Genomic DNA, 23,341 nt, shown 5'->3' on the forward strand with positions numbered 1-23,341 from the left:
TTTTCCGCCCGTTCTAACCTGGGGCCTGTGAGGCGCAAGGACATCCTGTACGTCGACCCGTCGAGCGACCTGATCGTCAGTACCGACTTCTCGTCGTCCGGCGAGGGGGCCTTCACCTTCGAGGAGCAGTACCGCGGTCCCGAGGAACTGCGCCGCCACAGCTACGACCTGACGCTCCCGTACTCCGAGGTGCCGGTGCTCGGGGCGTTCCTGGTGGGGCGGTTCGGGCTGGAGGTGCTCGGCGATCCTGCGGAGCAGCTGGTCCACTGCCTCGAGGAGCTGATCACCCGCGGCGAGCTGAGCCCCGCGGGTGGTGGTTCCGCGCTCCGCGATCAGGTGTTCGCCTGGTGCGAAGAGGCCGGGCTGGCGCCACGCCGGGGTGGACTCGACCGGCACGAGGTGTTGCTCGCGCGGGGCGAGGCGTCCGTCGAGCTGACGATCAACTCCTACAACCGGCAGATCATCTTCCAGGAGTGCCACGGACCCGTCGCCGACAGATCAGGCCTCTACCAACTCCACCTCGGCCACACGACCCTCGGCGCACTGATCGACGTACTGGAAGGCCGATCGCCCGACCCGACGCCGCCCGAGGAGGTGCCTGCCGAGGGGAGGCTGGGTAAGGGGTTGAGCCGGGATGATCGGTTGTTCGCCGCGTTCCGGGCGGTGGCTGCTCGCGGGGAGCTCGAGCTCGGCGAGCCGGGCGCGGTACGGGATCGGGCCGCCGGGTGGTTGGCCGCGGCCGGGGTCACGTTCCAGAGCTACGGATCCGAGTGGAAGACGACCTTGCTCAAGGTGCACCGGCAACGGAACGACTGCATCTTCGCGCTCCGGATGACATTCGACCCGGAGCGCGGCGCGGAGGGGATCCGCTTCACCGAGTCCTACGACTATCTCCCGCTGGCCGACGACCCCGGCCGCGAGTACGCGTACACGGTGCAGGCGCCGTACGACTGCCTGCCTGCACTGATCGCGTACTTCGACCAACGACTCGGCCGCACCGGCACCGGCTCGCCCCAGACGCGCTTGATCGACTGCTTCACCGCCCTGATCACCCGAGGCGACCTCGGCGACAACCTCCCCCTCCGCGAGAACCACCTCCGCGTAGGCACCTGGTTCGAAGCGGCCGGCGCCCCCACCACCACCGAGACGTGGTCCTGGCTCAACTCCGACTAACCCACGAACAAGCTCGCCGGAGTGGCTGGGTCGGTGGTCGACGTACGATGGGCCCGCTCGACTGGGGAAATCGAGTTCTTGGGCTTGGCCGTCAGTGTTGCCGGGTGAGCTGCGCCGTCATTGGATCGGGGTTGTGAGCGCCGGGAGGCGATCCGTGCTGAAAGCTGCCGGCCTCAGTGAGACGAAGGAAGCGACGTACCTCGCGTTGGTCCGGCAGGGCAGTGCCTCTGTCACGCAAGTGGCCGAGCGAGTTGGGCTGACGGTCGTCCAGGTACGTCGGGCCGTGGCCGCCCTGCAGCGCGAGGGGTTCGTGCACCGGACGCCGCCACCACAAGAGCTCGTTGTACCAGTACCGCCCGAGCTGGCGGTCGAGCAGTTCATCAAGAGCCAGGAGCTCGAGCTGGAACGGACTCGTGCTGCGGCGCAGCGGCTGGCTGCAGAGGCCTACAGCCGGCCGATCAACCGGCGGACCGAGGAGCTGATCGAGATCGTCTCCGGCCAGGCCGCTGTCGGGTGGGCGTTCGACCGGGTGCAGCGCACGGCCCAGAAGGAGATGCGAGAACTGGTGGCGCCGCCGTACGCGGCTTCCACGGAGGTGAACCGGACCCAGCTCGACCGCCAGGCCGCCGGAGTCGCCTATCGAGTGGTCTACGACAGCTCAGCTCTCGCGGACTCGGTGCTCGCCGCCAGCGCGGTGAGCCATGTCCGGTCCGGCGAGCAGGCCCGCATCGCGGACGCGCTGCCGACCAAGCTCGCGATCGCCGACCGGGAGCTCGCACTGCTGCCACTCGACTGGACCACCCCGGCCCACGACGCGGCGCTGCTCGTCCATCCGAGCAACCTGCTCGACGCACTCGTCGCGCTCTTCGAGACCGTGTGGGCGCGCGCCAGTCCGCTCTCGGTGACCGAGTCGGGCGGGCTGTCGGAGGAAGCCTCGATGTCCGCCGAGGACCGCTACCTGCTCTCGCTCCTGGTCGCCGGGCTCACCGACGACGCAGCCGGAGCCCGGCTCGGAATCAGCCGCCGGACGGTCGCCCGCCGGGTCCAGCAACTGATGGAACAGACCAACTCCCGTTCCCGCCTCCAACTCGGCTGGCAGGCCCGCGAACGCGGCTGGCTCTGAGTTTCGCCGACGGGCCGCACTGGCAGGCGGCGTTGGCCGGATCGGTCGTGTCAGGTTTGCGCCACGGTTCTTCGTGGCACGGCGGCGTCGGGCGTGCCTTTAATCAGGGGCTTCGCCAACGCCGACCCTTGGAGTCCCCTTGTCATCGTCCTCCAGACGCGGGTTGATCGCGCTTGGTGCCACCCTGGTAGCTCTGACCGCGGCGCCGCCCTCGATGGCGCAGACCGGCCCGGCGACCACTCCGGCACTCGCAGCCGCCCGCAACCTCGCGCCTTCCGGTCCTCCGCGCACCGTCACGCTCATCACCGGCGACAAGGTGACGGCGACCGTCACGACTGACGGGCACACCACCGCGACCGTGCAAGCCCCCAACGGCCGCCCGGCCGGCGCCCACATCATGACCACCGGCAACGACACCTACGTCTACCCGGACTCGGCCTTGCCCTATCTCGCCTCCGGCGTCCTCGACGAGCACTTGTTCAACGTCTCGGAGTTGCTCGCGGACGAGTACGACGACGCGCACAGCGACCACCTGCCGCTGATTGTCTCGTACACCGACGCCGCCACCCGCGCCCGCAAGCGGGTCGTCCCCGAGGGCGCCCGGCAGACCCTGACGCTGAGCAGCATCCAGGGCGCCGCGCTGTCCGCCGACCGCTCCCGCGCCGCCGACTTCTGGACCTCCATCACCGGCACCCCGACAGCCAACCGCTCGGCCGCTCCGACCACGCAGGCCGTACTGCGAGGCGGGATCGCCAAGATCTGGCTCGACGGCAAGGCGAAGGCAACCTTGTCCGACACCACCGCGCAGATCGGCGCCCCCGAGGTCTGGCAGGGCGGCGACACCGGCCAGGACGTGGACGTCGCCGTACTGGACACCGGTATCGATGCCGCGCACCCGGACTTCGGCGGCCGGATCGCCGCGACGGCCAGCTTCGTCCCGGGCCAGGACGTCACCGACCGGCACGGCCACGGCACCCACGTCGCCTCGACGATCGCCGGTACCGGCGCGGCCTCCGACGGCAAGGAGAAGGGCGTCGCCCCGGGTGCCGACCTGCACATCGGCAAGGTCCTCGACGACGACGGCAACGGCCAGGACTCGTGGATCCTCGCGGGCATGGAGTGGGCGGCGCGCGACCAGCACGCCAAGGTCATCAGCATGAGCCTCGGCTCCGGCCCCACCGACGGCACGGACCCGATGAGCCAGGCCGTCAACGAACTCAGCGCCGAGACCGGCGCGCTGTTCGTCATCGCCGCCGGCAACTCCGGCCCGGACCCCTACAGCGTGAGCGCGCCCGGCGCAGCCGACGCGGCGCTGACCGTGGGTGCGGTGGACGGCGCCGATCGCCTGGCCTCGTTCTCCAGCCGCGGTCCTCGCGTGGGCGACAGCGCCCTCAAGCCCGATCTCACCGCTCCCGGTGTCGGCGTCCTCGCCGCGCGCTCGCAGTACGCGCCCGAAGGTGAGGGCTCGTACCTGACCATGAGCGGTACTTCGATGGCGACGCCGCACGTTGCGGGTGCCGCAGCCCTCCTCGCCAAGACGCACCCCGACTGGAATGGCCAGCAACTCAAGGACGCCTTGGTCAGCACCACCAAGACCACCGTCCAGTACAGCCCGTTCTCGGCCGGCAGCGGTCGTCTCGACGTCGCCGCCGCGGTGAAGAGCACGCTGTTCGCCACCGGGTCTGCGTCCTTGTCAGCCAAGTGACCGTACCCGCCGAGCCAGACCGTGCAGAAGGACGTCACCTACACGAACACCGGCTCTGAGCCGATCACGCTGGACCTGGCTCTCAAGGTTCAGGGGATTCCCGCCGGCCTGTTCACGCTGACGACCTCGCAGGTGGTCGTGCCCGCACACGGCACCGCCACAGCCGGAGTGGTGGGTCATCTGGAGGCGGCTGTCGAGGACGCCGGCTACAGCGCAGTTCTCACGGCGACCAGCCAGGACGGAGTACTGCGTACCCACACGCCCGTCGGCCTCAACAAGCAGAGCCAGCGGGTCAAGCTGTCGGTCTCGGCCAAGGACCGACGCGGCTCCGCACTGCCCGGCATGCTCGTCATGAAGGACATCGCGCGGGACACCGTGCCGAAGGTCTACCTGGTCGACGAGAGCGGCAGCCTCGACCTGAGCATCCAGCCGAGCACCTATGCGGCTTGGCTGTACGCCGATGTCACCGGGCTCGACGGCCCGCACTCGCTCGGGCGCGCAGTACTCAGTGAGCCGGAGGTGGTGGTCGCCAAGGACCGGACGCTGACCTTCGACGCCTCCACCCTGCGCAAGGTCAGCGCGACCACGCCGCAGCCGACCACCAACAGCTACGTGCGAGTCGACCAGTACCGGAGCTACGGCGACCTGCACCGGTTCGTCGACACCTATCAGCTCGAGCCCTGGATCTACGACAGCCTCTGGGCCACCCCCACCCGCAAGGTGACGCAGGGCTCGTACACCTTCGCCACGCGCTGGCGTCAGGTGCAATCTCCGCTGACTGTTGCCGCTGGCAACCAGTCCTACGACAGCATCATCCAGAGCTTCTCCCCGAAGCTCCCGCAAGGCACGGGCTCGTACTCCGTCGTCGACGTCGGCAGCGGATCGGCCGCGGAGTTCGCGAAGATCAACGTCCGCGGCAAGATCGCGCTGGTCCGCCGGAACGACGCGACCATCCCCACTGCCCAGGCAGCCGCCGCCCAGAAGGCCGGCGCCAAGCTACTGCTGCTCGTGAACGACGGCTTCGGACCGCTGGACGCGTGGGCCGATCTCCCACAGGAGGAGGCATCTCCCCTGCCGGCGGCCTCGCTGAGCACCGACCACGGCAAGCAACTCATCGACCGGATCCAGCACGGCACCGAGTCGCTGAAGCTCACCTCCCACCCGTACCCGCAGTACCTGTACGACCTGGTCCAGCACCATGACGGCGCCATCCCGCGCGATCCCGCCTACCGGCCGGGAGCGAACGAGCTGGCGAAGATCGACGAGTCGTTCCGCGACACCAAGCAGGGCGAGGCTCTCGACATCCGCTACGACCTGTCCACCGACTTCACCTGGGCAGTGAGTGCGGCAGGGACGCCGGTCGCTGCCCAGGGCAACTATACCGCCTGGGTCACCGCCGGCTCGCAGTACAAGTGGCTCAGCCAGGCTGCTGTGCCGGACCTCACCCAGTTGGGCTCGTCCCTTTCTTACCAGGCGCGCAGCACCACCAAGGAGACCTGGTTCGCCGGAATCCAGCGACCACGACTGCTGAGCGACAGCGCGGTCTCCACAGCTCCCTCGCGGGTCGGTGACATCATCAGCGTGTTCGGGATGCCCAGCTGGGGCGACTCGGGTCGCCACCAGGGCATCATCTGGGGCGGCTTCACGCTGGAGAGCTCGCTCTATCAGGGCGACAACCTGCTTGCCCAGGGCAGCGACATGCTGTCCGCCGAGGTGACCCCGGACGAGCTCCCGTACCGGCTCGTCGTGGACGCCACCCGCGACCTTCCCGAGCGGCCGTACTCGCCTCGCACTCACACGGAGTGGGGTTTCGTCTCTGACCAGGCCGACTACACGGCGCTGGAGCCCTTGCCGCTGATCCAGCTCGACTACGGCGTGTCCACCGACCTGGCCGGACGCGCCCACCGGCGTACCGACCTGGCGGTGACGCCGTCGCAGCTGCCGGGCGCTGCCGAGGCAGGCAAGATCAGCGCGGTCACCTTGGAGATCTCGTACGACGACGGCGCGACCTGGCGGACAGCCGAGCTCCGACGCTCGGGCAACGAGTGGCTGACCAAGCTGGACGCACCTTCGACGAGCAAGTTCGCGACCGTGCGTGCAACAGCCAAGGACACCAAGGGCAACAGCGTCACGCAGACGGTGGTCCGGGCCTTCGGTCTGGAGTAGTGCTCAGGCCCTGAACGTCAGGCACTGAAGCGGAGACCGTCGACCAAGAGGTCGAGGAGGCGGTCGGCCAGTCCTGGTGGTTCCTTGGCGGCGATCAACGTGATCCCGCCAAGGGCCATCAGGACATCCGCGGGGGCCGCGTCGGCGCGGATGGCGCCGTCGGCGGCGCCCGCCTCGAGCAGTACTGCGAGGGCGTCGGCCAACAACTGGCGTGACCCCATCCGCAGCTCACCCGAACTGCTGAGCACCACGGGGAGCGCGTCGCCCATGCCGTGCTTGGTGTCGATGTAATCGACGAACCGATCCATCCAGACCCGCACTGCCTCCAGCGGCGGCAACTTCTCGAGCAACTCGGTCGCGGCGGCCCCGAGCCGGGCGGTCTCGTTCCGGTAGACCGCCTCGACCAGCACCTCACGGTTCGGGAACCGCCGGTACAGCGTGCCGATCCCGACGCCCGCGTCCTTGGCGATGTCCTTGAGCGACGCCTCGGTGCCCTGCGTGGCGAACGCCCGGGCGGCGGCGTCCAGCAGCTTGTCGTGGTTCTGCTGCGCGTCGGCTCGCATGAGTCTCTCCCTTGATAAGTGGAGCCGCGTCCGGTTACAGTGATGATTAACCGGATTCGGCTCCGCTTATCAGTCTATAGGAGCACTCACATGACCACCACCAAACCCTTCGGGCCGTCCTCCACCGCGGCGGAGGTGATCGCCGGCGTCGACCTGACCGGCCGCCGCGCGATCGTCACCGGCGGCAACTCGGGCATCGGCCTGGAGACCGCCCGAGCCCTGGCCTCGGCAGGCGCCGAGGTGACGCTCGCCATCCGCAACGTCGAGGTCGGCCGGCAGGTCGCCGATGACCTGATCGCCGACACCGGCAACAAGGCCGTCCTCGTCGCCGCTCTGGACCTCTCGGACCGCAAGTCGATCGCCGCCTTCGTCGCGAACTGGGCGGGCCCGCTGCACATCCTCGTCGACAACGCCGGCGTGATGGCGACCCCCGAGACCCGTACCGCCGAAGGCTGGGAGCTGCAGTTCGCCACCAACCACCTCGGTCATTTCGCAGTCACCACCGGCCTGTACGACGCATTCACCGCCGCGGGTGACGCGCGGGTCGTGGTGGTGAGCTCGCGGGGTCACCTGCAGGGCGAAGTACTGTTCGACGACGTGAACTTCGAGCACCACCCGTACGACCGCTGGGCGGCGTACAGCCAGTCGAAGACGGCCAACGTGCTCTTCGCGGTCGAGGCCGCGCGCCGCTGGGCCACCGCCGGGATCACCGTGAACGCCTTGGCCCCGGGCCGCATCCGCACCAACCTGATGCGCCACATCGGCGACGAGACCACTGCCAACGCCCCGACCTCTTTCGGCGCCGTGGACCCGTCCATCAGCTGGAAGACCACTGAACAGGGCGCCGCCACCTCAGTCCTCCTGGCCGCCTCGCCTTTGGTACAAGGCATCACCGGCACCTACTTCGAAGACTGCCAGCCGGCCGCCCTCGCAGTACCGGGCGGCTTCGACGGGGTCGCGGCCTACGCCATCGACCCCGCCAACGCCGCCCGCCTCTGGGAGCTCTCGGAGTCCCTGCTCAGCTAGCCATCAGTTCGCGGACTCGGGGGGCGACCTGGGTGCCGAAGAGTTCGATGTTGGTCATCAGGGCCGCGTGGGACAGGCCGCCCATGCCGTACTTCAGGTCGAAGCGGTTCGCGCCGAGGGTCTTGAGGTTCGCCGCGATCTTCTGGGCGACCGTTTCCGGCGAGCCGACGAAGAGGGCGCCGTGCGGACCGACCTCGGCCAGGAAGGACTGCTTGGTCGGGATCGCGAAGCCGCGGGTCTTGCTCACATGAGTGATGACCTCCAGGTACCGCGGCCAGAACTCCTCGCGGGCCTGCTCATCGGTCGCCGCCACGTGGCCGGGCGAGTGCACCCCGACCGGCAGCGGGTCGCGGCCGAAGCTGTCCAGCGCCTTGTGGAAGAGCTGGGAGAAGGGCGCGAAGCGCGACGGGCTGCCGCCGATGATCGCGAGCATCAACGAGAACCCGTAGTGCGCGGCCCGGATCACCGACTGCGGACTACCGCCGACACCGATCCACGTCGGCAACGTGCCGTTCTCGAGATGCGGTACGACGTCCTGGTCGTGCAGGGACGCGCGGGTCTTGCCCTCCCAGTTGACCGGGCTGCCCTTGAGGAGTTCGGCGAAGAGGTTCGTCTTCTCCTCGAAGAGGTCCTCGTAGTCGGCCAGGTCGTACCCGAACAGCGGGAACGAGTCGATGCTGGAGCCGCGCCCGAGGATGACCTCGGCACGGCCACCAGAGATGGCGTTCAAGGTCGAGTACCGCTGGAATACCCGGACCGGGTCGTCCGAGCTGAGCACGGTGACGGCCGAGCCGACGTGGATGCGCTCGGTCCGGGCCGCGATCGCGCCGAGCACGACGTCCGCGGCCGAGAGCGGGAAGTCGTCGGTGTGGTGCTCGCCGATCCCGAAGAAGTCCAGCCCGACCTGATCGGCCAGAACCCCTTGTTCCACCAGGTCCCTGATCGTCTGGGCATGCGAGAGCGGGCGGCCCTGCTCGTCGGAGGTGAGGTCGCCGAAGGTGTCGAGGCCGAGGACCAGCGGGAATCCCCCGCCGGCCTCTGGTACTGCTGTGGTCATGATTCGTTCTCTCTCTGAAGTTGTGAAAGTCGTTGGAACAGAGGGGGATTCAGGCGGCTTCGGCGCTGACGGTCGACTCGAACTCCGCGCGGCTCAGCGCCACTCCGAAGACGGGACCGCCCGGTTCGAGCAGGCGGCCCGCACGCAGACTGTCCAGCCGGACCGTGTCGTAGCCGATGTCTTCGATGACACCCGCAACCAGGTCGACCGCAGTACGGCCTCCGGCGACGCCGAGTGCCCGTCGTTCCGGAGAACCAACGAGCCGGCGGTCGTCGGCGAGTTCGTGGTAGCCGAGGTGGTTGAGGGTCTTGACCACGGTCGACCGGGCGAGCCGTCGCTGGACGATCTCGCTGCTGCCGAAGCGGTCGTCGTCGAAGAGTTCCTGGACGCCGTCGACCGGTGGCCAGTAGTTCATCGTGTCCACGACGAGCTTGCCCGCCACCAGGTCCGGGTCGAAGGTCGCGAACTTGTGCAGCGGGATCGACAGCACCACCAGGTCGGCGTCTGCGACGGCATCGGAGGCCCATCGCGCTTCGGCGCCCGGCACGAGCACCTGGGTGATCAACTCGATCTCCGCCGGATCACCCGAGGCTGAGATCGACACGTCGTACCCGGCCTCGATCGCGACGCGCGCGATCACCGGCCCGACATGCCCGGCACCCAGTACTGCGATCCGGGTCATCGCGCCGCCAGGTGCTTCTGCAGGGTCTGCATCACGTCGGCAATCGCGTCGAACTGCTCGGGCGTCAGCGCATCCGCGAAGTACTTCTTGATCGCCTTCGCGTGCGGTGCGGTCGCTCGCCGGAACGCGGCGGCTCCCTCGTCGGTCAGCACGACCTCGGCACCGCGGTTGTCGGTCGCACAGTCCTCCCGCCGGATCAGCCCGCGCTTCTCCATCCGCCCCAGGTGGTGGGAGAGCCGGCTGCGCTCCCACTCCATCTCCGCGGCCAACCGCGACGACCTGCTCCGCTTGCCTTCGGCCTCGCTCAACGCGAGCAGCACCTGGTAGTCCGCCGGGGACAGCCCCGACTCCTCGGCCAGTTGAACGCTCAGCAGCCGCCGGAGCTCGGCGGTCGTGTCGACCAGCGACCGCCAGACCGTCAGCTCCTCCACCGTCATCCGCCGCCGGTCCACCGCGGCCGTCCTGCCGTTCCCCACGATCCCGCCTGCCTCGCTCTGTCGTCCCACATCCGATTGATATGACAATGATGACACGTCAATCAAATCGGCGAACGAGAGGCCCGGTACGCACGGCGATCACTTTCCCGTAACACTCCGTCACAGTCGCGGCACGGCCGCATCACGACCTCGGTGACCGATCAGTAGTGCCATGATGTGCGGCATGGAGCTGAAGATGTCGGCGTCGTACGACGCCACCCCTGAGGAAGTCTTCGCGATCGTCAGCGACGCCACCTTCCGCGAGCAGGCCTGCGAGAAGACGAAGGCGCTGTCGTACGACGTCAAGGTGAGCCAGTCCGGCGGCGACACGATCGTCCGGGTGCAGCGCGAGATGCCGTCCGACGACGTGCCGGACATCGCCCGGAAGTTCGTCGGCCAGACGCTGACCGTCGTGCAGACCGAGACCTGGCATCCGGCCAACGCCGACGGCTCGCGCGACGCCGATGTCAGGGGCGAGATCGCCAACACCCCGGTCACGCTCAAGGGCACCGCGCGGATCGCCTCGAACGGCAGTGAGACCGTCCAGTCGATCGACCTCGACGTCAAGGTCGCCGTCCCGCTGATCGGCAGGAAGATGGAGCCGTTCGTCGTCGACGCGATCCGCTCCGGCCTGCAGAAGGAGCACGACCTCGGCCGCGACTGGCACAACGGCACCAACTAACTCTCGGCCCAACGGCACGCCTGCTGAACCGTGTCGCTGACCTGGTGAACCCACCTCCGGTGGCAGTCTGAAAAGGACACTCGGAGGTGGGTTTTCATGCGTACCCAACGCCGCAGGCCGGCAACCGACGACACGCAGTACTGCGTCCTCTGCGACGCCGTGGTGCTCTTCGAACGGGTAGAGACCGGGGATCACCCCGAGGACGACCCAGCGGCCGAGTGGAGCTGCGTGATGTGCGGTTTCGCGCTGTTGATCGGACCGGCCGCACAGCCGCTGCACCGCACCGCCTGAACCACCACCGCACCGCCAGAACCAATGCCGCACCCCCTTCTACACCACCGTCCGCCGCGGCCTGTCCCGGTAGGCATTCCGATCGCGGTCATCTGACTGATACCGCGGCGGCGGGCCCGGCCTCATCCTTAGGGGTGGGAGGCGATGATCCGTGCTTGCGAGGTTGGTCCGGGGCGTTCGGTCGACCTGGGGCGAGGGCGTGCTGCGGACTTTCGGGACCGGTGGACTGGGACTCTGGCACATGCGGCCGGCCGCATGCCGACGGCGGGAGGACCGGCAGGAGAAGTGCGGCGGATGCCGGAAGCGACACCGTCGCCTGTTGCGCCTGCTCGCGGTGCTCGTCAGCCTGCAGATCGTCGGCCTGCTGGGACTGGCGGCCTTCGGTCTGGGCGCACCCACCTGCCAGGCTCCGGCGAAACTGACCGTGAACCAGGCGGCGAGCTACACCCGCAGCGGCGCCAGTCCGGCAGTGTTCGCCCGCCAGGTGATGACGGCCGGCCAGACCGGGCTGGCACTGACCTACGCGAAGACGCGGGGCGCGAACGTCTGCAGGTTCGCGCCGAACGGCAATCTCGTCGCGCGGATGGAGTCGGGATTCGCCCGCGGGGGCACGATGTACGGCCACGTGTTCCTGACCTATGCCCACGATGACTACTCGTACCGCGAACTGCGGTCGATCAAGCGGCATGAGACGCGGCACACCACCCAGTGGGCGGCGGGCACTCTCCTTGGCGGGCCGCTCGCTTTCCCGGTCGCGTACAGCGCCGACGAGTTGATCGCGCCGGGGGCCTACAACCACTTCGAGCGAGCAGCTGGGCTGACCGAGGGCGGGTATGAGGTCCCCGACGGCCCGTCCCCGACTCTCACCCGCGTGTTCATCGTCGCAGTGCTGGCCGGTCTGGTGCTGTTCGAGCGGCACCGCTTCCGCCGCCAATTTCTCTTGCTCCGCACTCATTTCCTTCATCGTCGAGCGACCCGGGCAAGTGGGCAGGTGCCGTGGTGGCACGCCGGGACGCAGCCGATCGCCCACGGGCGGATCCTGCGCCTGCTGAACCGGGTCTCGCCCGGCGCGGCGAACGTCCTGCAAGATCACCGCCGTCTGCAGCAGGTCGGCTGCCCGTCCTGCGGCGCGATGCCGGACAGCCCGAACAAGAAACGACCGGCCGAAGCAGGTGCGCCGGCCGGTCGTCTCTAAGCTGCCTGGTTGAGCTCAGCCCTGGTGCGGGTAGCGGTAGTCGGTCGGCGGGGCGAAGGTCTCCTTCATCGAGCGCGGGCTGGCCCAGCGGATCAGGTTCCACATCGAGCCGGCCTTGTCGTTCGTGCCGCTCGCGCGGGCTCCACCGAACGGCTGCTGGCCGACGACCGCGCCGGTCGGCTTGTCGTTCACGTAGAAGTTGCCGGCCGCGAAGCGCAGGTACTCGCTCGCCTCGGCGACGGCGGCCCGGTCCTGGGCGATCACCGCACCGGTCAGGCCGTACGGTGCCGCGCTCTCCATCTGCTGCATCACCTTGGCGTAGTCGCCGTCCTCGTACACGTGCACGCCGAGGATCGGGCCGAAGTACTCGGTGGTGAAGATCTCGTCGGTCGGGTCGTCGGAGACCAGCAGCGTCGGGCGGACGAAGTACCCGTCGGAGTCGTCATAGGTGCCACCGGCAAGGACCTCGATCGCGTCGGACTGCCGGGCCCGGTCCAGCGCCGCCTTGTGCTTGGCGAAGGCACGGTCGTCGATCACGGCGCCGATGAAGTTCGACAGGTCGCTGACGTCACCCATCGTGAGGGAGTCGGCCTCGGCGGCGATGTCGTCGCGGATCTTGTTCCAGACCGAGCGGGCGACGTACGAGCGGCTGGCGGCGGAGCACTTCTGGCCCTGGTACTCGAAGGCGCCGCGGACCATCGCGGTCTTCAGTACAGCGGGGTCGGCCGACGGGTGCGCCAGGATGAAGTCCTTGCCGCCGGTCTCGCCGACCAGCCGCGGGTAGGTCTTGTAGCCGGCGATGTTCTGCCCGACCGTCCCCCACAGGCTCTGGAAGGTCTTGGTCGAACCGGTGAAGTGGATGCCGGCCAGGTCCGGGTGGGTCAGCGCGGCCTTGCTGACGTCGATGCCGTCACCGGTGACCAGGTTGATCACGCCGGCCGGGAGCCCGGCGGCCTCGAACAGCCGCATCGTCCAGTGCGCCGCGAACTGCTGCGTCGGCGACGGCTTCCAGACCACGGTGTTGCCCATCAGCGCGGGCGCGGTCGGCAGGTTGCCGGCGATCGCGGTGAAGTTGAACGGGGTGATCGCGTAGACGAAGCCCTCGAGCGGGCGGTAGTCGACCCGGTTCCAGATCCCCGGCGAGGAGATCGGCTGGTCGTTGATGATGTTGCGCGCGAAGGCGACGTTGAAGCGGAGGAAGTCGATCAACTCGCAGGCGGCGTCGATCTCGGCCTGCTGGATCGTCTTGGACTGGCCGAGCATGGTCGCCGCGTTCAGGGTGTCGCGCCACGGCCCCGCCAGCAGGTCGGCCGCCTTGAGGAACACCGCCGCGCGGTCGTCGAAGGACAGCGAGCGCCAGGCCGGAGCGGCCGCGAGCGCGGCGTCCACGGCCGCCTTGCCGTCCGCCTCGGTCGCGTTGCCGAGCGTGCCGAGCACGTGCGCGTGCTTGTGCGGCTGGACCACCTGGACCTGCGCGCCGCCGCCGAGCCTCTGCTCGCCGCCGATCGTGCAGGTCAGGTCGATCGCGCCGGCCGCGTTGAACTCCTTGAGCTTCGCCTCCAGGCTGCCGCGCTCGGGCGAGCCGGGCGCATACCCGCGGACGGTCTCGTTGACAGGCGTGGGGACGGCGGTGACGGCATCCATGGTGTGCGGTGCTCCTAGATCGGCTCGGCTGGTTCTCGGCCCGGCTGGGTCTGTCGACTGCGGCTCCCTCGCGGGGCCCGATCGGGGCCTGCCGCGACAGGTTCGCGTCTTCATGCTGCCACGTCCGACGCCTTACCACGAACCCGACTGGTCCGCTCCTGAACCCGTCACACCCCGCGGCACCATTTGTAGCATGCGTTTCAGCCGAACACCCGGCACAGCAAGGATGCTGAGACGGCACCACAGCTGCGTGCGAGCAAGATCACGCAGGGCACCACGATGCCCTGACGAGAGCTGGATCAGGCGTGTCCTCTCAGGGACGCCAGGGCATGTGCTGGAGGGTCCAGGTATTGCCATCCGGATCGGCGAACGACGCGTAGAACACGCCGCCCATGTCCTCCACCGGCGCGACGTCGACGCCGCGGCCGATCAGTTCAGCGCGGGACGCTTCGATATCCGCGACCACCAGGTGAAGGCCCCGGATCGAGCCGGCCGGCATGTCGAGGGTGGGGAGACCCGAGCTCAGGGTGATCGAGCAGTACGAACCAGGCGGCGTCAACTGGACGATCCGTACCCCGTCCGCCGGGGTGACGTCGACGTCGACCTTGAAGCCGGCCTTCTCGGAGTAGAACGCCTTGGCCCGGTCGATGTCGGTGACGGGGACCGGCACGAGTTCGAGCAGGTAGACACCCGCCTCGACCGCCGCCGTCGGGTTCTCGATCGGGTTCTCGCTCATGACGGGCCTCTCGCCTCAGGAACAGTCCGCCAAAGATCCCACAGCACCGTGTGATCGGGCAGGTGTTTCCGGAGGATCTCCCGGAAATTCACCGGCTGAGATCCTCCGGCCACCCGGAGTCGTCAGGCGGACTTCTTCGCTGCCTTCTTGGCCGCGGTCTTCTTGGCCGGGGCCTTCTTGGCGGCGGCCTTCTTGGCCGGAGCCTTCCTCGCTGCGGGGGCGGACTTCTTGGCGGCAGGCTTCTCCTCCGCGTCGCCCTTGCCGCCACCGCCCGAGCCGCCACCCGCGCGACGTGCCTTGGCTGCCTCCACCGAGGCACGGAGCGCGGCCACCAGGTCGACGACCTCGGCTCCCTCGGTCTCCTCTTCCTCGGCCTCCGGGATCGGTACGCCGGCGGCCTTCGCGTCGACGACCTGCTCGAGCGCCTGCCGGTACTCGTCGTGGTACTGGTCCGGGTCGAACTCCCCGCGCAGGGTGTCGATGTACGACTCGGCCATCGCCTTCTCCTGCTTGCGGATCTCCACGTCCTCGGACGGCGCCGCGAAGGAGGAGTCGCGGACCTCGTCCGGCCAGAGCATCACCTGCAGGACGAGCACGTTGTCGTGGGTGCGCAGCAACCCGAGGCTCTCCCGCGAGCGCAACGCCACCTTCACCAGCGCGTACAGCTCGGAGCCCTCCAGCGCGTCCCGGAGCAGCACGTACGGCTTCGCGCCGGGACCGCCGTCGGCCGCCAGGTAGTACGACTTGCCCAGGTAGAGCGGATCGACCTGGTCGGACGGCACGAACTCCAGCACGTCGATGACCTTCTTGCTGGACAACGGCAGGTCGGCGAAGTCCTCCGGCTCGAGCACCACCATCCGGCCGTCGGCCATCTCGTAGCCCTTGCCGATGTCGGAGTACGGGACTTCCTCGCCGCACTCCTGGCAGACGCGCTTGTACCGGATCCGGCCGCCGTCCGCGACGTGGACCTGCCGGAAGGAGATGTCCTTCTCCTCCGTCGCCGAGAACACCTTGATCGGGATCGTCACCATCCCGAACGAGATGGCACCCTTCCAGATCGCCTGCATCGCCATCAGCTCCCTGTCAGCTCAACCGGTCAGGCTCGGAGCCCGCCGCGCGGGCCTTCCGCGGCGAGGAGATCCGGGATCTCCTGGGTCGCGTACCACAACAGATCTTCACCCTCGCACGAGTCGAGGGCGAAAACCGCGTCCTCATCACCATTCTGAGCGGCGTCCCAAGTGTCAGCTGCCTTGCCGACGACCCCGGCGGCTGCCACCGCGTCCACGTGTACTGCGGCCACCTTCGTCCACGGGATCACCACGTGCATCTCCAACCGGGCGTCACCCAGCTCCACCGTGCCGTCGGCCGGCGGGACCGCGCCGACCTCGCAGGCGATGACCACTCGTCGACGCACCGCGCTCGGGTCGGCCGCGAGCAGCCCGACCGAGGCTCGCGCTGCCTGCGCCATCGCGGCGTACTCGAGCTCCTCGTCGTCGCCGCCGGAGTACCACTCGCGCAGCGCAGGCGTCACGGCGTACGCCGTCAGCGGCGCCGGGCCGATCTCCCCGGCATGACAGGCGGCGTCGAGCAGGGGAATGGTCGATGGGACGTAGATCCTCATCATGAGTCCGCCTTCTTCGTGCTGCGAGGATTCTTCCGGCCGCGCGAGGCACGGTTCCGGCTCCCCTTGGTGGTGTCGAGCAACTCGTCGAGCGCGTCGGTGACGCACTGGGCGAACACGGCCAGATCCGGCATCGCCGTCCGGTCCGCGTTCAGCCCGAAGGACACCTTCCCGTCGTACGACGTGACGCCCACCGACAGGCCCTGCCCGGGCATCAGCGGGACCACCGGGTACGACGCGAGCATGGGCGCGCCCTGTGCGTACAGCGGGAACTGCGGGCCGGGCACGTTCGTGATCACCACGTCGTCGATCGGCCGCACGGTCGCGGTGGCCACCCGGGCGGCGAGCGCGTGCAGGGTGGTCGGCGCGAAGCCTGCGATGCCGACCAGCGAGCGGGCGCTCACGGCCCGGCCGGTGTCCTTGTGCACCTTCGTCTGGTACGAGATCTGGTGCAGCCGCATCACCGGCGAGTTCTCCCCGACCGGCAGGTTCACCGTCGACGAGATCACCTGGGAGCCGAGCGACGTCGGCTCCTCGTCATCGTCGTCGCGGATGCTGACCGGCACGACCGCGCGGACGCCACGGGTCGGGCTGACGCTCTCACCCCGGGTCATCATCCAGGCGCGCAACGCGCCCGCGACGACCGCCAGGACCACGTCGTTCACCGTGCCTCCGTGCATCGCGCGGACCGTCCGGTAGTCCTCGAGATCCGTCTGGACGGTGGTGAACCGGCGCTGACCGGACGTCTTCACGTGCAGCGAGCTCTCCTGGACGTGCCGCTGCGCGACCACCGAGCCGACCACGTCACCGAGCACCTCACGGACCGAGGTGGACCCGGTCAGGCTGGCCATCTCGGCCCGCGCCAGCTCCAGCACCGCGGTCGGGTGCCGGGTGGCGTCGGCGAACACCCCGGCGAGCAACTCCAGCGCGGACGGCGGGTGCGCGGGCTGCCAGGTGTCGGTCGGCGTGTCCCGCGGGTGGGCGGTCGAGTCGAGCACCACCTGGCCGATGTCGACCGTGCTGGTGCCGTCGACAAGCGCCTGGTGGGACTTGGAGATGATCGCGAACCGGTCCCCCTGCAGCCCCTCGACCAGGTACATCTCCCACAGCGGCCTGGCCCGGTCGAGCCGCCGCGACATGATCCGGGCGACCAGCTCGAGCAGCTGGGCGTGCGTCCCCGGCCGGGGCAGGGCGGAGCGCCGTACGTGGAAGGTGATGTCGAAGTCTTCGTCGTCGACCCAGACGGGCCCGGCGAAACGGCCCGGCACGTTCTGGACGCGCTGCCGGTACCGCGGCACGAAGGCGATCCGGTCACGGATCAGCGCGACCAGGCGCTCGTAGTCGAACCCGTCGTCGCCGTGCACCGGCGGCTCGAAGATGTCCACGGTGCCGACGTGCATCGGCGTGGCCGGACTCTCGGCCTTCAGGAAGGTCAGGTCCAGCGACGTCAACCGGTCCGGCATCCAGCCCTCCTTACTCCTCAGGTTCGTGTGCAGTCACCCTAACGGTGTCCACGGACAGTGGCCTGCGACACTGGCTGGGCGAGGCGGACGTGGCCCACAGCGATCGTGACACGACCGATGGTGCATACCGGGAACACTGGACCGGGCGCGTTCGTCAGGCAAGAGGGTGCGTCACGCGCCCGCGTACTGGAACCGACCCGCTGAAAGGCCCCTCGTCTCATGCGTTCGACGCTCTCCCGCGGTACCGCGCTCGCGCTCCTGCCCGCCCTCGGCATGCTGGTTCTGGCCGGCTGCGGCGGAGGCGACGACTCGGGAGCCGGCTCGAGCCCCAGCCCGTCGGTCGCGCCCACCGCGTCCCCGACCGAGTCGCCGAGTGGCACCCCGAGCACGCCGAGCGGACCGAAGTCGAACACGCCGTCGAACACCGCGGACCCGTCCGGCGAGCAGGCCGATGTCACGGTCAACGTCACCGTTGCCAACGGCAAGGTCAACCCGAGCGGTGCGAGCATCAAGGTGAAGGCCGGCCAGACCGTGCTGGTCACCGCCGTCAGCGACACCGCGGACGAGCTGCACATCCACGGCTACGACAAGGAGCTCGAACTGGCCCCGGGCAAGCCCGCCTCGGTGAAGTTCACCGCGGACATGAAGGGCACCTTCGAGGTCGAGACCCACGAGAGCGGCAAGCTGGTCGCCAAGCTCGTCGTCTCGTGACCGCCCTGCTGCTTCTCCCCGCGCAACTGGTGACGCCGCTGCTGCTCCCGCTGCACGGGATCGGCGGCCGGCAGGACCTGCCGATGCCGTTCGGCCTGGCAGTCGGTGGCGCCGCGGTCGCGATCGCGCTGTCGTTCGCGATCCTCGCCGTGGCCTGGCGGAACCCGAGGTACCGCGGCAACGCCTCCGGCAAGCCGTTGCCTGCCGCAATCACCCGGACGGTCGACTCGTCCGGCTTCCGCTGGTTCGTCCGCCTGGTCGGGCTGGCGATCTTCCTCTACGCGATGGTCGCGCTGCTGTTCGGCGTGGACCGGCTGACGAACCCGATCTTCGGCTTCGTCTACATCCTGGTCTGGGTCGGCCTGGTCCCGATCTCGATCCTGCTCGGCCCGGTCTGGCGGACCCTGAACCCGCTCCGGACGATCCACCTGCTGATCAGCAAACTGCTGCGGCAATCACCTTCCAAGGGTCTGTTCGAGCTGCCCGCGGGGCTCGGACTCTGGCCGGCGGCAGTCGGCATCTTCGTCTTCACCTGGCTGGAACTGGTCGCCCCCGACCGGGCCACCCTGCCAGTACTCCAGGCCTGGCTCGCCCTGTACGTCGTGATCATGCTGTTCGGCGCGATCCTCTTCGGCGACCGCTGGTTCTCCACGGCCGACCCGTTCGAGGTCTACGCCACGCTGATGTCCCGGCTGTCCCCCTGGGGCCGCCGCACGGACGGTGCCCTGGTGATCCGCCGCCCACTGGAGAATCTCGACGGCCTGAAGCCACAACCCGGCCTCGTCGGCATGGTGGCCGCCCTGCTCGGCTCAACGGCGTACGACGGGTTCTCGAACTCGACCGCGTGGATCGGTTGGGCACAGAACACCGACTACTCGATGACCACGCTGGGCACCTTGGCACTGCTCGCGTTCATCCTGTTCGTGTTGGTGACGTTCACGAGTGCGACCCTGCTTGCCGGTCGGCTGTCCGACAGCTCTCGTCGAACGCTGCCGAGGCTGTTCGCCCACTCCGTCATACCGATCGCCTTCGGGTACGTCGTCGCGCACTACCTGACCCTGCTGATCTTGGAAGGCCAACGGACGCTGATCTACCTCAGCGATCCGCTGAGCAACGGCGCCAACATCTTCGGCACCGGCCTGCTCGGCCTCAACACCGGTATCACCAACCACAGCACCACGATCGCCGTCATCCAGGTCCTAGCAGTAGTAGGCGGCCACCTGATGGGCGTCGTCTCAGCCCACGACCGAGCAGTAGCCCTCTTCCCCCGCAACAAAGCCCTAGCCGGCCAAATCCCCCTGCTGATCGTCATGGTCGGCTACACAGTCGGCGGATTGCTTCTCCTGTTCTCCGCCTAGTACTACGTCCCGCGCCGCCTGGGCGCGGGACATCCGGCCGAGTGGCCGTGCGTGCCGCACCCCGCCCACGATGAGTGACCCGAGCCTTCGACAGCTGTCCGTCCACCAAGGCCTGCCCAACCCCGCCCGGCCAAATACGTCGGCCGTCGGGCTCGGGGTTAGGTTGGCGGGATGTTCAGTGTGCGGGATCGCGAGCAGCTGCGGGACGAACTCGTTGCGGCGGCCAAGGCGGACAGCAGGATCAGTGGCGCCGCTCTGACCGGGTCCGGGGCTGTTGGCGCTGAGGACGAGTGGTCTGACATCGACCTGGCCTTCGGACTGGTCGAAGGGGCGGATCAGGGGGAGGTGATCGCCGACTGGACTGCCCGCATGTATCGGGAGTACGGGTGTGTGCACCACATGGACATGGGTCGGCGGGGGACGAACTATCGGGTGTTCCTGCTGGAGAACACCTTGCAGGTGGACATCGCCTTCGCGCCCGCGGAGGAGTTCGGCGCCTACGCGCCGACCTTCCGGCTGTTGTTCGGGGAGGCGGTCGCGCAGGAGCAGGCGCAGGAGCCGGCGGCGGTCGACCTGGCCTCGATGGGGTGGCTGTATGCCCTGCACGCTCGGTCGAGTATCGCTCGCGGCAAGGTGTGGCAGGCGGAGTACATGATCAGTGGTGTTCGCGACCAGGTGCTAGCGCTGGCCTGCCTTCGGCACGGCGTCACCTCATCGCAGGGGCGCGGTCTCCACCTGTTGCCTGCGGCTACCACCGGCCCCATCACGGCAACCTTGGTCCGCTCACTCGACCAGGACGAGCTCACCCGCGCCTTCCGCGCCGCGGTCGCAGTACTGCTGACCGAGATCGCCTACGTCGACCAGGACCTGGCTAGACGGTTGACTTTGCCTTTGCGGGCGCTGGTTTAGGCAGCGAACGGCTGGTGTAGGCCAGGACGAGGAAGGCGATCATGCCGAGGATCAGATGGGAGTTGCCGGGGATCGACTGCCAGAACGACCAGCTCAGCTCGCGGTCGTCGCGGTACGGGACCCACCAGATCGACCTGAGCACGAACAGGCCGTACCAAAGGATGCCCGTGACGACGGCCGGTCGGTAGCCCCACTGGCGGTTGACCGCGCGGATCAGGCTGACGCCGAGCGGGATGATCCAGACCCAGTGGTGGCTCCACGAGACCGGTGACGCGTACAGCACGGCCAGGGCCATCACCGAGATCGCGGTGACCCGTTCGTCGGCAAGCCAGAAACGACGCGCCAGCCAGAGCACGGCCAGGCCGAAGAGCGCCGACAGCAGGAACCAGGTCGGCTCGACCCAGGACGCCTCGTCGCCGAGCCGGCTGAGGAATCCCATGAACGACTGGTTCGCCGTGTAGGCCAGACCGCCGACGCGGTTGGCGTTGCGGATGACGACCGTCCAGTACTCCCAGGACTGGTTCGGCACCACCGCGAAGCCGATCGCCATCGTCGCGAGCAGTCCGAGCACCGCGTTCCGGAAGGCCCGCCACTGCTTGGTGATCAGCAGGAACGCCAGGAATGGCAGCGGCGTCAGCTTCACCCCGATCGTGACCCCGACCCAGAACCCACGCCACTTCGCGTTCGCCGGCCGGACCAGGTCCAGCAGGATCATTGCGGTGAGCAACAGGTTGATCTGGCCGAACTGGATCGTCTGCCAGACCGGCTCGAGCAGCAACGACAAACCCGTCAACGCCGCCAGCACTACGATCCGCCGCTCGCGCCACTGCCCGGGCAGCAGGGACCAGGCCGTCGCCGGGAGGCTGGCGCGCCAGATCAGCCCGATGGACAGCACCGAGATCGTCGTCCAGACCACCAGGGCGACACCCCAGGGAACCGCCGCCAGCGGCACCATCGCGATCGCCGCGAACGGTGGATAGGTGAACGGAAGACCCGAGCCCGGCAGTTCCGCGTCGTACAGGGACTCGCGGTCGAGCAGGACCGAGCCGCCCATCCGGTAGACCTGCAGGTCGATCATGCCGTCGAAGAGCCCATAGGCCCAGGCGCCGAGAGTGACGAAGATCGCGCAGCCCAGGATGGCGGCGACGATCCAGCGCCGGTCGGTGGTTCGCGAGCTGGAGGTCATGGTCACGTCAGGTCGACTCCGAACAAGGACTCCAGCTCGCGCCGCGTCTCGTCGTACGAGGTGTGGTGGATGGCGGTCATGCCGAGCGTGCGGGCGCCGTCGACGTTGAGCTCGAGGTCGTCGATGAAGACGCACTGCGCGGGGCGCAGGCCGATCCGCTCGGCCGCGAGCTGGAAGATCTCCGGCTCCGGTTTGCGCAGTCCGACCTCGCCGGAGATGACGATGTCGTCGAACATGCCGTCCCAGGTGTCGCGCGGGTAGGTGTTGCCCCACGAGTTGGACAGCAGCGCGGTCCTGATGCCGTGCGACTTGGCCCGCCGGATCAGCGCGGACATCTGCGGCTGGTGCTCGAAGTGCGCGAACATCCGCTCGATCAGGCCCTCGGCCGGGACCGGGGTGCCGTCGCGCCGGATCAGCACGGCGGCGAGTTTGCGCTCGAAGTCGGGGACCGCGATCTGACCGCGCTCGAGCGCGTGGATCGGGTTCAGCTCGGCCTCGGCCGGCGTCGTGGCCAGCCAGTCGACGATCGCCTGGTAGTAGGCGTCGAAGTCGAGGTCGTCCAGCTCAGCCCACCGGCCCAGCGCCACGTCGAGACCGTCGGTGAGCACGCCGCCCCAGTCCACCAGCAGGCCGCGCAGGTCGGGCTTGTCGTCAGGCATGCGCGCAAGACTACTCAGGACATACGGCCGGTCCCCCGGGGACATACGGGCGGTCCCCGGCGGTCACTCAGCGGTAGTACTCCACCGTGACGTCACCAGAGGACGTCTCCGCCTTGATCGTCCGGAGCGCGGAGGGGTCGATCTTCACGTTGGCGGACTCGTCACCCGACGACGTGTCGGTGTCGACCTTGTACGCCTCGTCACCGCTGGGCAGGAGGACCGTCACGTCGCCGGAACTGGTCTTCGCATCCACCGACGACGGCGCCTCGGTGAAGGCCAGGTCGACATCGCCCGAACTGCTGTCGCTCTTCACCGACGACGCGGTCAGGTCGTAGGCCTCGAGATCTCCCGAGGAGGACTCCAGCGTCAGCATCCCGCCGATCTGTTGCGCCTCGATGTTGCCCGAGTTCGACTTCAGGTCGGCGCCGCCCGCCAGCCCGGTCACCTTCAGGTCGCCGCTGCTGCTGTCGACGCTCACCTTCAGATCCTTCGGCACGGTCACCACGTACTCCGTGTCGCAGCCGAAGGACAGGAATCCGCAGCCGGTGTCACGGATCTCCAGCTTGCCGTCCTTGTACTTGTCCTTCGGGTCCGAGCCGAACACGTTGCGCTCGAACCGCCGGTCCACGGTGATCTCACTGACATCGCCGGACCGCACCTCGAGATCGGTCGAGCTGGTCTCGATCGACAGGGAAGTGCCCTGCACGGGGTAGGTGTCCTGGCTGTTCTTGGTGCCCTCGGTCAGGCCGGTGAGGGCCCAGTAGAGACCGCCGAGGATCAGGGCGACCGAGATCGCGATGCCGTATCTGCGCTCGGTACTCATCGTGCTGGCCGGACGGCCCTGGACCTCGGACATGACTCTCCCCTGGCGCTGCTGCTCTACCGCTCTGCTGCTCCCACGGCCGGTGACCGCTT

23 protein-coding genes are annotated in these 23,341 nt (G+C 68.6%); 11 read left to right on the top strand and 12 right to left on the bottom strand.

Annotation, left to right across the window (positions count from 1 at the left end; translation table 11 throughout):
* The first annotated feature begins 27 nt into the window (after positions 1-27).
* The 4 genes from EV644_RS02510 (at position 28) to EV644_RS45120 (ending at position 6,167) form a co-directional block, all read left to right on the top strand.
* Positions 28-1,173: a hypothetical protein gene (locus tag EV644_RS02510; RefSeq protein WP_132187147.1), complete on the top strand. Its 1,146-nt coding sequence runs from the start codon at positions 28-30 to the stop codon at positions 1,171-1,173.
* Positions 1,174-1,327: 154 nt separating this feature from the next.
* Entirely contained in the window at positions 1,328-2,296 is a 969-nt protein-coding gene (locus tag EV644_RS02515; RefSeq protein WP_132187146.1) for a helix-turn-helix domain-containing protein, read from the top strand.
* A gap of 139 nt (positions 2,297-2,435) precedes the next feature.
* Positions 2,436-4,001, top strand: coding sequence for a S8 family peptidase (locus EV644_RS45115; protein WP_199239603.1), 1,566 nt, complete (start codon positions 2,436-2,438; stop codon positions 3,999-4,001).
* A 21-nt stretch (positions 4,002-4,022) separates the two neighbouring features.
* Entirely contained in the window at positions 4,023-6,167 is a 2,145-nt protein-coding gene (locus EV644_RS45120) for a PA domain-containing protein (protein WP_199239604.1), read from the top strand.
* Between the two features lie 17 nt (positions 6,168-6,184).
* Here the strand turns inward: EV644_RS45120 and EV644_RS02525 are convergent, their stop codons facing one another.
* Positions 6,185-6,730, bottom strand: a complete 546-nt coding sequence (locus EV644_RS02525) for a TetR/AcrR family transcriptional regulator (RefSeq protein WP_132187145.1) — start codon at positions 6,728-6,730, stop codon at positions 6,185-6,187.
* 90 nt (positions 6,731-6,820) lie between these two features.
* On the opposite strand from EV644_RS02525, the gene EV644_RS02530 reads away from it, so the two are divergent.
* The gene (locus EV644_RS02530) at positions 6,821-7,756 is read left to right on the top strand and encodes an SDR family NAD(P)-dependent oxidoreductase (RefSeq protein ID WP_132187144.1); all 936 of its coding nucleotides are present in this window, start codon (positions 6,821-6,823) and stop codon (positions 7,754-7,756) included.
* Here EV644_RS02530 and EV644_RS02535 read toward each other — a convergent pair.
* Genes EV644_RS02535 through EV644_RS02545 form a run of 3 tightly spaced genes read right to left on the bottom strand, consistent with a single transcriptional unit; the run spans position 7,749 to position 10,001 of the window.
* Positions 7,749-8,813, bottom strand: a complete 1,065-nt coding sequence (locus tag EV644_RS02535; protein ID WP_132187143.1) for an LLM class flavin-dependent oxidoreductase — start codon at positions 8,811-8,813, stop codon at positions 7,749-7,751. The genes EV644_RS02530 and EV644_RS02535 overlap by 8 nt on opposite strands.
* Positions 8,814-8,862: 49 nt before the next feature.
* On the bottom strand, positions 8,863-9,495 hold the full coding sequence (locus EV644_RS02540; RefSeq protein WP_132187142.1) for an NADPH-dependent F420 reductase: 633 nt from the start codon (positions 9,493-9,495) through the stop codon (positions 8,863-8,865).
* Positions 9,492-10,001, bottom strand: a complete 510-nt coding sequence (locus EV644_RS02545) for a MarR family winged helix-turn-helix transcriptional regulator (protein WP_199239605.1) — start codon at positions 9,999-10,001, stop codon at positions 9,492-9,494. Before EV644_RS02545 ends, EV644_RS02540 begins: the two co-directional genes overlap by 4 nt.
* 154 nt (positions 10,002-10,155) lie before the next feature.
* Between EV644_RS02545 and EV644_RS02550 the strand changes: the two genes are divergently transcribed.
* The 3 genes from EV644_RS02550 (at position 10,156) to EV644_RS02560 (ending at position 12,139) form a co-directional block, all read left to right on the top strand.
* On the top strand, positions 10,156-10,653 hold the full coding sequence (locus tag EV644_RS02550) for a DUF2505 domain-containing protein (protein ID WP_132187141.1): 498 nt from the start codon (positions 10,156-10,158) through the stop codon (positions 10,651-10,653).
* A gap of 96 nt (positions 10,654-10,749) precedes the next feature.
* Complete coding sequence (locus EV644_RS02555; RefSeq protein WP_132187140.1) at positions 10,750-10,944, top strand: hypothetical protein; 195 nt, start codon at positions 10,750-10,752, stop codon at positions 10,942-10,944.
* A gap of 319 nt (positions 10,945-11,263) precedes the next feature.
* The gene (locus EV644_RS02560; protein WP_132187139.1) at positions 11,264-12,139 is read left to right on the top strand and encodes a hypothetical protein; all 876 of its coding nucleotides are present in this window, start codon (positions 11,264-11,266) and stop codon (positions 12,137-12,139) included.
* Positions 12,140-12,154: 15 nt separating this feature from the next.
* Here EV644_RS02560 and pruA read toward each other — a convergent pair whose 3' ends face one another.
* The 5 genes from pruA to EV644_RS02585 all read right to left on the bottom strand — a co-directional run bounded on the left by pruA (position 12,155) and on the right by EV644_RS02585 (position 17,603).
* A complete protein-coding gene (gene pruA, locus EV644_RS02565; RefSeq protein ID WP_132187138.1) occupies positions 12,155-13,783 on the bottom strand; it encodes an L-glutamate gamma-semialdehyde dehydrogenase in 1,629 nt (542 codons plus the stop codon).
* 313 nt (positions 13,784-14,096) lie between these two features.
* Positions 14,097-14,519 carry a VOC family protein gene (locus EV644_RS02570; RefSeq protein WP_132187137.1) on the bottom strand — a complete coding sequence of 141 codons (423 nt, stop codon included), beginning with the start codon at positions 14,517-14,519 and terminating at the stop codon, positions 14,097-14,099.
* Between the two features lie 122 nt (positions 14,520-14,641).
* Positions 14,642-15,586, bottom strand: coding sequence for a non-homologous end joining protein Ku (gene ku, locus EV644_RS02575; RefSeq protein WP_132187136.1), 945 nt, complete (start codon positions 15,584-15,586; stop codon positions 14,642-14,644).
* Between the two features lie 29 nt (positions 15,587-15,615).
* Complete coding sequence (locus tag EV644_RS02580) at positions 15,616-16,143, bottom strand: DUF6912 family protein (protein WP_241997810.1); 528 nt, start codon at positions 16,141-16,143, stop codon at positions 15,616-15,618.
* Positions 16,140-17,603 carry a WS/DGAT/MGAT family O-acyltransferase gene (locus EV644_RS02585; RefSeq protein WP_132187135.1) on the bottom strand — a complete coding sequence of 488 codons (1,464 nt, stop codon included), beginning with the start codon at positions 17,601-17,603 and terminating at the stop codon, positions 16,140-16,142. The genes EV644_RS02580 and EV644_RS02585 overlap by 4 nt, the downstream gene beginning before the upstream one ends.
* Positions 17,604-17,822: 219 nt before the next feature.
* Between EV644_RS02585 and EV644_RS02590 the strand changes: the two genes are divergently transcribed.
* The 3 genes from EV644_RS02590 (at position 17,823) to EV644_RS02600 (ending at position 20,581) form a co-directional block, all read left to right on the top strand.
* Positions 17,823-18,314 carry a cupredoxin domain-containing protein gene (locus EV644_RS02590; protein WP_132187134.1) on the top strand — a complete coding sequence of 164 codons (492 nt, stop codon included), beginning with the start codon at positions 17,823-17,825 and terminating at the stop codon, positions 18,312-18,314.
* An 83-nt stretch (positions 18,315-18,397) separates the two neighbouring features.
* The gene (locus tag EV644_RS02595) at positions 18,398-19,672 is read left to right on the top strand and encodes a hypothetical protein (RefSeq protein WP_370451402.1); all 1,275 of its coding nucleotides are present in this window, start codon (positions 18,398-18,400) and stop codon (positions 19,670-19,672) included.
* Between the two features lie 171 nt (positions 19,673-19,843).
* Positions 19,844-20,581: a nucleotidyltransferase domain-containing protein gene (locus tag EV644_RS02600; protein ID WP_132187133.1), complete on the top strand. Its 738-nt coding sequence runs from the start codon at positions 19,844-19,846 to the stop codon at positions 20,579-20,581.
* Here the strand turns inward: EV644_RS02600 and EV644_RS02605 are convergent.
* The 3 genes from EV644_RS02605 to EV644_RS02615 form a co-directional block, all read right to left on the bottom strand.
* Positions 20,544-21,767 (bottom strand): glycosyltransferase 87 family protein, encoded by a 1,224-nt coding sequence (locus EV644_RS02605; protein ID WP_132187635.1) that lies wholly within the window; start codon positions 21,765-21,767, stop codon positions 20,544-20,546. The genes EV644_RS02600 and EV644_RS02605 overlap by 38 nt on opposite strands.
* Positions 21,768-21,769: 2 nt before the next feature.
* Positions 21,770-22,426 (bottom strand): HAD family hydrolase, encoded by a 657-nt coding sequence (locus EV644_RS02610; protein ID WP_132187132.1) that lies wholly within the window; start codon positions 22,424-22,426, stop codon positions 21,770-21,772.
* Positions 22,427-22,493: 67 nt separating this feature from the next.
* The gene (locus tag EV644_RS02615; protein WP_132187131.1) at positions 22,494-23,282 is read right to left on the bottom strand and encodes a DUF4097 family beta strand repeat-containing protein; all 789 of its coding nucleotides are present in this window, start codon (positions 23,280-23,282) and stop codon (positions 22,494-22,496) included.
* Positions 23,283-23,341: the final 59 nt, after the last annotated feature.

Origin of the sequence: Kribbella orskensis (assembly GCF_004342085.1) — a bacterium.
Taxonomy (GTDB): domain Bacteria; phylum Actinomycetota; class Actinomycetes; order Propionibacteriales; family Kribbellaceae; genus Kribbella; species Kribbella orskensis.

Excerpts from the sequence above, each read along its gene's own strand:
- EV644_RS02525 (WP_132187145.1), bottom strand. The coding sequence starts at position 6,730 with ATGCGAGCCGACGCGCAGCAGAACCACGACAAGCTGCTGGACGCCGCC.
- EV644_RS02530 (WP_132187144.1), top strand. The coding sequence starts at position 6,821 with ATGACCACCACCAAACCCTTCGGGCCGTCCTCCACCGCGGCGGAGGTG.
- EV644_RS02535 (WP_132187143.1), bottom strand. The coding sequence starts at position 8,813 with ATGACCACAGCAGTACCAGAGGCCGGCGGGGGATTCCCGCTGGTCCTC.
- EV644_RS02540 (WP_132187142.1), bottom strand. The coding sequence starts at position 9,495 with ATGACCCGGATCGCAGTACTGGGTGCCGGGCATGTCGGGCCGGTGATC.
- EV644_RS02550 (WP_132187141.1), top strand. The coding sequence starts at position 10,156 with ATGGAGCTGAAGATGTCGGCGTCGTACGACGCCACCCCTGAGGAAGTC.
- EV644_RS02555 (WP_132187140.1), top strand. The coding sequence starts at position 10,750 with ATGCGTACCCAACGCCGCAGGCCGGCAACCGACGACACGCAGTACTGC.
- pruA (WP_132187138.1), bottom strand. The coding sequence starts at position 13,783 with ATGGATGCCGTCACCGCCGTCCCCACGCCTGTCAACGAGACCGTCCGC.
- EV644_RS02570 (WP_132187137.1), bottom strand. The coding sequence starts at position 14,519 with ATGAGCGAGAACCCGATCGAGAACCCGACGGCGGCGGTCGAGGCGGGT.
- ku (WP_132187136.1), bottom strand. The coding sequence starts at position 15,586 with ATGCAGGCGATCTGGAAGGGTGCCATCTCGTTCGGGATGGTGACGATC.
- EV644_RS02580 (WP_241997810.1), bottom strand. The coding sequence starts at position 16,143 with ATGATGAGGATCTACGTCCCATCGACCATTCCCCTGCTCGACGCCGCC.
- EV644_RS02585 (WP_132187135.1), bottom strand. The coding sequence starts at position 17,603 with ATGCCGGACCGGTTGACGTCGCTGGACCTGACCTTCCTGAAGGCCGAG.
- EV644_RS02590 (WP_132187134.1), top strand. The coding sequence starts at position 17,823 with ATGCGTTCGACGCTCTCCCGCGGTACCGCGCTCGCGCTCCTGCCCGCC.
- EV644_RS02595 (WP_370451402.1), top strand. The coding sequence starts at position 18,398 with ATGCCGTTCGGCCTGGCAGTCGGTGGCGCCGCGGTCGCGATCGCGCTG.
- EV644_RS02600 (WP_132187133.1), top strand. The coding sequence starts at position 19,844 with ATGTTCAGTGTGCGGGATCGCGAGCAGCTGCGGGACGAACTCGTTGCG.
- EV644_RS02605 (WP_132187635.1), bottom strand. The coding sequence starts at position 21,767 with ATGACCTCCAGCTCGCGAACCACCGACCGGCGCTGGATCGTCGCCGCC.
- EV644_RS02610 (WP_132187132.1), bottom strand. The coding sequence starts at position 22,426 with ATGCCTGACGACAAGCCCGACCTGCGCGGCCTGCTGGTGGACTGGGGC.
- EV644_RS02615 (WP_132187131.1), bottom strand. The coding sequence starts at position 23,282 with ATGTCCGAGGTCCAGGGCCGTCCGGCCAGCACGATGAGTACCGAGCGC.